The 347-nt window shown below is 42.1% G+C and carries 1 pseudogene; it reads right to left on the bottom strand.

What is annotated here, in order from left to right:
• Positions 1-300, bottom strand: a pseudogene (locus tag SB658_RS22530) (cell division protein FtsZ); the annotation flags it as partial.
• Positions 301-347: the final 47 nt, after the last annotated feature.

The raw sequence follows: 347 nt of genomic DNA, 5'->3' as shown, positions 1-347 counted from the left end.
GAAGACCATGTCTGCGCCTTTTAATACTTCTTCAATCTGCTCTTTGCTTTCCTCAGCAGCTTTTTTACCGACTTCAGGATTCGCACCTGCTCCAAGCCCTCTTGTCAGCTTAGCACCGATTTGCATTTTAGTTTCTGCTTTTGATAGATTTAATGCCTGTGCATCAGTATTGACTGCAATAAAATCGACACCTTGTACGTCATTTTCAATCATTCGGTTGACAGCGTTATTCCCGCCGCCACCTACTCCGATTACTTTAATTGATGCTAGGCCGTCTATATTTGTTTCAAACTCCAACATGCTGAATCCTCCTAATCCGTCGAAAATCTAATTCTATTCCCAGAACA

The organism is Bacillus sp. SIMBA_008, assembly GCF_046535495.1.
Classification (GTDB): Bacteria; Bacillota; Bacilli; order Bacillales; family Bacillaceae; genus Bacillus; species Bacillus subtilis.
Note: the sequence above shows the minus strand (reverse complement) of the source record. Positions and strands in the feature narration are given on the sequence as shown.